The sequence below is a fragment of the Catellatospora sp. NPDC049609 genome (assembly GCF_040675365.1).
GTDB lineage: Bacteria > Actinomycetota > Actinomycetes > Mycobacteriales > Micromonosporaceae > Catellatospora.
In genome coordinates this window covers 1-6,101 of the sequence record NZ_JBFAOU010000293.1, presented here as the reverse complement: position 1 = coordinate 6,101, position 6,101 = coordinate 1, and the positions used below count along the sequence as shown (strand labels likewise).

General features: G+C 68.3%; 3 protein-coding genes. 1 reads left to right on the top strand and 2 read right to left on the bottom strand.

Annotation, left to right across the window (positions count from 1 at the left end; all coding sequences use genetic code 11):
* Positions 1-670 (bottom strand): RNA-guided endonuclease TnpB family protein (locus tag AB0J67_RS38605; RefSeq protein WP_363490375.1); only part of this gene is annotated, 670 nt, incomplete at its 3' end.
* 378 nt (positions 671-1,048) lie between these two features.
* On the bottom strand, positions 1,049-1,333 hold the full coding sequence (locus AB0J67_RS38600; RefSeq protein ID WP_363490373.1) for a transposase: 285 nt from the start codon (positions 1,331-1,333) through the stop codon (positions 1,049-1,051).
* Positions 1,334-2,052: 719 nt separating this feature from the next.
* Here AB0J67_RS38600 and AB0J67_RS38595 point away from each other — a divergent pair.
* Positions 2,053-6,101: hypothetical protein (locus tag AB0J67_RS38595; protein WP_363490371.1), on the top strand; the 4,049-nt coding region annotated here is incomplete at its 3' end.

Below are 6,101 nucleotides of genomic sequence, written 5' to 3'. Positions count from 1 at the left end.
ATCGCGATCGGACCGCAGCACGGCCAGCAGCGTCACCGCGACGACCAGCCGGCCGCAGGTTGATCGCGGCGTTCAGGTCACGGTCCAGGAACAGCCCGCAGTGTTGGCAGGTGTAGGTCCGTTCCCGCAGCGCCAGCTTGGGTCTCACGCCGCCGCAGGACGAACAGGTCTTCGACGAGGCGAACCAGCGGTCGGCGACGATCAGCCGCCCGCCGTGCCAGGTGGTCTTGTATTGCAGGTGGCGGCGCAGGGTGGCCCATCCGGCGTCGGCGATGTGGCGGGCCAGGCGCCGGTTTTTCAGCATCCCGGCGATGTTGAGGTCTTCGACCACGATCGTGCCGTAGGTCGCGGCGAGGGTCGAGGTGAGTTTGTGCAGGCCGTCGGTGCGCAGGTGCGTGACCCGGGCGTGTGCTTTGGCCAGGCGGGTCCTGGCGTACTGCCAGCGGCGGGAGGGATGCGCTCCGGTGCGCCGGTCGGGTCCCTGCCTGCGGGACAGGGTCCGCGCGGCGCTGCGCAGCCGCGCCTGCGCGTGGGCTAGGTGGCGGGGGTTGGGCACGACCTGCCCGGTCGACAACACGGCGAGGTTGCTGATGCCGACGTCGACACCGACGGTGGCCTGCGGCAGCGTGGGGGTGCGGGTGGTGCGGGTGACCTGGACGGTGAACGACACGTGCCAGCGCCCGCCGGTGTGCCGACATCCTGTGAGACTTTGCGGGCGGCCTGGTGGTCGCTGTCAGGCTAGCTCTGTGGTCCGGGATGACTCGTTGACATACTGGCCGCCTCCGGGCGTGCCTTGCCTTTGACTCGTCATAGGACCATCCCCGGCGGCCAGGCGCAATTCGGCGTGCACCCGCGGCGCGCCCGTAGGTGCCTCTTGACAGCTGATGCACTTGACGGATCGTGTCGGTCAGCGCCTCGTCGGCCACCTGACGGGCTGAGTCGCCTCGGCTTCGCCATTCGTAGTACCCGGACGTGGACACGCCCAGCAGCCGGCCTGCGACGGTGACCGGCAGCCCGTCGGCGTGCATCTGCGCTACGACCGGGTAGATCATTTTGGGAGGTTCTCGCGGGCGAAGTAGGCCGCCGCCCGGCGCAGGATCTCGTTCTCGGTCTCCAGGCGGCGCTTCTCTCGCCGCAGTTCGGCGATCTCGCGCCGCTCGGCGCTGCTCAGGCCGTCACTGCGGCCGGCGTCGGCGTCGGCCTGGTTCATCCAGTCACGCAGGCACGACTCGGAGATCCCGAGCTCCTTGGCCGGCTGCGAGAAGGGCCGGTCCTTCAACCGGGCCAGCTCGACCGCCCTCTGACGGAACTCGGCCGGGTGTGGTGCGGGCATTCGGACTCCTTCCTCGGTGACAGTGTCACCTCAGGATCGGTATCCGGAGAACCGGGTCAAGCTCAGTTAGCTGCACAGACCCGGTGGGGGTCTTGTTCTGTTGGGCTGAGTCGGTGGTTTGGATCCGACTGGTGCTGGTGTCCGTACTGGGGGGGAAGCCTGTTTCTTGTGGGGTCTGCTGTTGTCGGTTGCGGTTGGAAGATTGTGGGGTTGGTATGGCTGGATTGGTCTTTTTTGGGACCGGTCCCGGTGCTGCTGGTCGTGCCCGTGGTTCGGGTGTTGTGGCCGGTGGTTGGGGGCGTGTGTTGGCCAGGGGTACCGCGGGTTTTGCGGTGGCGTTGGTGACGGGTTCGTTGTTGGCGGTGTTGCCGGGGTCGCCTGCGGCGGCGGAGGCGGCGCGTCCGGGTAATGCGGGGGCGTTGCTGGAGGCGGCGGGGGTTGCGGGGGGCCGGGGCCCTGGTGCGGGGCGTGGGCTCGGCAGTGGGGATTATGCCACTGGTTATGCCTTTGATGTGCCGGCCGGTCGGCAGGGCCTGACGCCGGGTGTGGGGTTGTCTTATACGTCTTCGGGTTCTGTTCAGGGGGGTGTTGCGGCGGGGTGGTCGTTGTCCGCGGGTGGGGTGATCAGTGTTGATGCCTCGGCGGGGACGGTACGTCCGGAGTGGCCGGATGGCGGGTCGGCGGGTCAGCCGCGTAATTTCGTCGGTCCGGGTGGTGAGTTGCTGGTTGAGGATGCGTCGCTGCCGGTGCAGGCGGGTGCGGTGGGGTATCGGGCTGTGGGGGATGGCTCGTCGGCCCGGTTCGAGTATCTGGCTGGTGTGTCGTCGTCGCCGTATTGGTGGGCGGTTCACGGGTCGGGTGGCACGGTTGCGTATTTCGGGTTGAGGGCTCAGCATCCGTGGTCGTTCGCGCCGTTGGTGCGGCAGACGCGACCGGATGGTGGGGGTGATCCGGCGGAGTTGAAGTACACGTATGCGACGGTGGGTCGGACCACGGCGGCGCCGACTGGGGGCCAGCCGCGCGAGTTTCTGCTGACCGGGATCGATTATGAGGCTCCGAACGAGGGGGCGGCTCAGGCGTATGCGCGGGTGGAGTTCTCGTGGGCGGATCCGGTTTTCTGTGGGAATCCGGAGACGATGCCGGCGGTCGGGTCGCGGCTGGATTACCGGTCGGGGTTTGCCCGGTTGTCTGGTACACGCAAGCTGACCCAGGTTCGTACGTTGACCCAGAATCCGACCGGCGAGATGATGCCGCGCAGTGTCTATGCGTTGAGTTACCACGCTGACACGGAGCGTTGTGACGGGCAGGCCACGCCGTTCCGGCAGTTGGCGAGTGTGCGTCCGACGGTGTTCCGTCCGGCGGTGGCGCTGCAGGAGGGGCCGGCGCAGACGGTGTTGCCGGCGACGTCGTTCACTTATGGCAAGGCCGCCTCGTATGTCAAGGATGAGCATTACGGTGCGGCGCTGCGGATGGATGACGATCTGCTGGTGCCCGAGTCGGTTGACACGAACGCGCTGTCGCGGTTGAGCCATCCGGCTCTGTTTGCGCCCACGGGGGTGCAGACCGGCTCGGCGCCGTTCAGTGCGGTGCCTGGGGATGGTTCGGCCCAGTTGCCGGTCAACGGTGACGGGCAGTTGGACTACACGCTGGCGTGGCAGTTGTCGGCTGCGCAGGCCTCGGGTGAGAGTGTGCAGCGCACGCTGGTGGACATCGACGGTGACCGTGATCTGGATGTGCTGCGTCGGTCGGGTCCGGCTTTCGACCTGTCGTCACCGGCCAATGCTCCGGCCACCGGTGGTTGCAAGGTCGATGTGTATCTGAACCAGTCGGGCAATTTCGTCAAGCAGGACGGCAGCAATGCCAATGCCAGCAGGTTCCCGGCGTTCAGTTTGCGTAAGGCGATGGGTGACGTCCCGGTCGGTGCGTCGATCCCGGATTCGGGTGTGGGTGAGCTGCTGTGTGCGGGGCTGAACCGGTCGTTCAGTCCCAACGGTTCCGGCGGCTGGCAGGGGGATCCGAACACGTCGTGTGCTTCCAAGGCGCAGTGGGGGGCGCCGGCCAGTTGGAAGTCGTGGCAGCAGGTGCGCCATGGGCTGGTCGACCTGGACGGTGACGGCAAGCCGGAGCTGGTGTCGCAGGTGATCGGTTCGGTGCACTGCCCGTATGCCAGCACGCAGGGTGTGCCGGCGCCGGGTACGTCGCTGAGCGATGACGCCGACTGGCAGACCGAGTTCTACTTCAGCCACGCCGCTGACCCGACGGTGGTGGTGACCAAGCGGCAGATGTGGTGGCACGTGTACAGGAACACCGGGTCGGGGTTTGAGACCACGCCGACTCGGGTCCGGGCCGGCTGGGACAACACCGCGGGTGGCGCCACCGATCTGGTGGCCCGGGTGCCGGAGATGGGTTTCCTCGGCCAGTTCGCCGCCCGCAAGAACGACCAGCAGCCGGCCAAGAGCACGCTGGCCACGCTGCGTGACATCACCGGCGACGGCTACCTGGACCTGGTGCACGACGGCGTCGGCACGGCGGGTGGACAGGTGGTGCCGGGCCGCAGCGGTGGCTTTGCCGCCATCGGTCAGAAGATCACTCTGCCCGGGGCGGGCAGCGGAGATCTGGCGCCGCGGATGGACAAGCACAGCGACGACTGCAATGTCGATTTCGAGGACTTCGTCGGCTATCTGGCCGGCGGTGCGGCGGTGGACGTCAACGGCGACGGCCTGCCCGACCGCGTCGACAAGATCGATTCTGAGGAGGGTGACCGGTGTCAGGCCGGCGGTGCGTCGGCCGAGGGCACCAAGGTGATGTTCAACACCGGGGCGGGGTTCGCCACGGCCGCTGATGACGGTGAGGTGATGTTCAGCCAGAACGCGCCCGACACCCAGGACCTGAGCTCGTTCCACGTGCGTGAGGACGGCTACGACTGGCAGGGCTACCCCTACGACTCCGATCGCAACGGCCGGGCCAAGATGATGGACCTGGACGGCGACGGCCTTGCCGATCTGCTGTTCTATGACCGGGTGGCGGGCCGGGCGCAGGCGTACGGCAACGGCGGTCGCCAGTGGGTGTCCACCCACGCGGCGGACACGTTCGTGGCCAAGGCGCTGGCCGGGCAGGCCGATGTGCGGCCGGCGGGCGCGCTGAACCCGCAGGGTGGCGGGGCGGCGATCAACGAGTGGGCCGACCGCGGCGACTACCGGCACACCATGACCTACCACGCGGCCGACCTCAACGGTGATGGCCTGCTCGATCTGATCGAGGGCCCCGACGGTGACGGCACGACCAGCGTCCGCTACGCCAAGCCGGTCATCGGCAGCGGCGACACCGCGGCGCCGGCGCGGCTGCTGCGCACCGTCACCAACGGCACCGGCGCCAAGACCACGGTGTCGTACACGCGTGACGTGGCGGCGGGCAAGTGGGTGGCGACCACCGTCACCGCCGATCCGGGTCACGGCCAGCCGGCGGTCACGAGCGACTACCGCTACATGAAGCCGGCGTTCGTGGCCGGCCCGTACGGGCGTAAGGCGTTCCGTGGCTACGAAGAGACCCACACCGTGCTCAACACCTACACCCCCGGGACGGCCGACAATGTGACCTACGTCACGCGACGTGGCAGCTATGCGTATGCGCCCGGCGGGTTGGTGGAGATGTCGGCCACGGTGATGGGCCAGGACGTCGACTCGGTCACCGGCATACCCGATGGCCAGGTCGGCGTGATGAGCCTGGCCGAGTACACCTACCAGCTGCGTCCGCTGGGGCTGCTGCCGCCGGCAGTGCGCGCCAACTATCCCACCTATGTGCCGCTGCCGGAGAAGACCACCTCCTACACGTGCACCGGCACCGGTGGGCAGACCCTGGCCGCGTGCCGCACCTCGGGGGCGAAGGTCACCTCCGAAACGGACTGGACCGAGCGGCAAGCCGACGGCGAGTTCGTCATGTTCCTGCCGTCGGTCAGCGAGACCCGGTTCGTCAACGGTGAGGGCAACAGCGAGGTCCGTCGCAGCACGCCTACGTTCAACCTGGTGTGGAACGCCGACACGTTCCGTGTCGCCCCCGCCACCAGTACCGACACGGCAGTCGTCGACGGCGCCGAGTCCACGCTGGGGCAGGTCCGCTACACCTACGACGATCTGCTGCTCTCCCGGGTCAAGACCGTCACCGTCGATGACGCCGACCCTGACGTCGCCGACCGGACCACCCGGTTTGCCTACTACGGCGGATCCGGCACGAACCGGGGCCTGCTGCACAAGGTGTGGGAGCCCGAGCAGTACGCCGAGCACGCCGACTTCGACCCGGCCACCAGCGGCGGGTTCACCGAGTACGGCTACGACACCAACGGCGTGCACGTCACCACGGTGACCAACCCGCTCGGGCACACCGTGCACTTGGGGCGCGTCGACCCGGCCACCGGGCAGCCGCTGGAGCCCGTCGGGCCGAACTACGCCTGCCCTGACGGGACGGACCCGGGCACCGCGCTGGACCCGGCCACCGCGTGCACGTTCGAGCAGGCCAAGAACGCCGGCCTGGCCGAACGCTCCCGTATCCACGTCGACGGGCTCGGCCGCGTCGTTCGTGCCGTCGTCTTCCCGATCGGTGACGTCGAGCAGGAGCGCGGGGTGGAGACCTTCCGCGCCACCTACAACGACCTGGCCTACGAGCAGTCGCAGGCAAAGGTCTCGGTGGTCACCGAGAGCCTGGTCGGTGACGGCACCGGCGGTCAGCAGCAGTTCTCCCGCACGACCGTCGACCTGGACGGCATGGGTAGGAC

Bases quoted from the DNA above. Each gene is read 5' to 3' on its own strand.
- AB0J67_RS38600 (WP_363490373.1), bottom strand. From the start codon at position 1,333: ATGCCCGCACCACACCCGGCCGAGTTCCGTCAGAGGGCGGTCGAGCTG.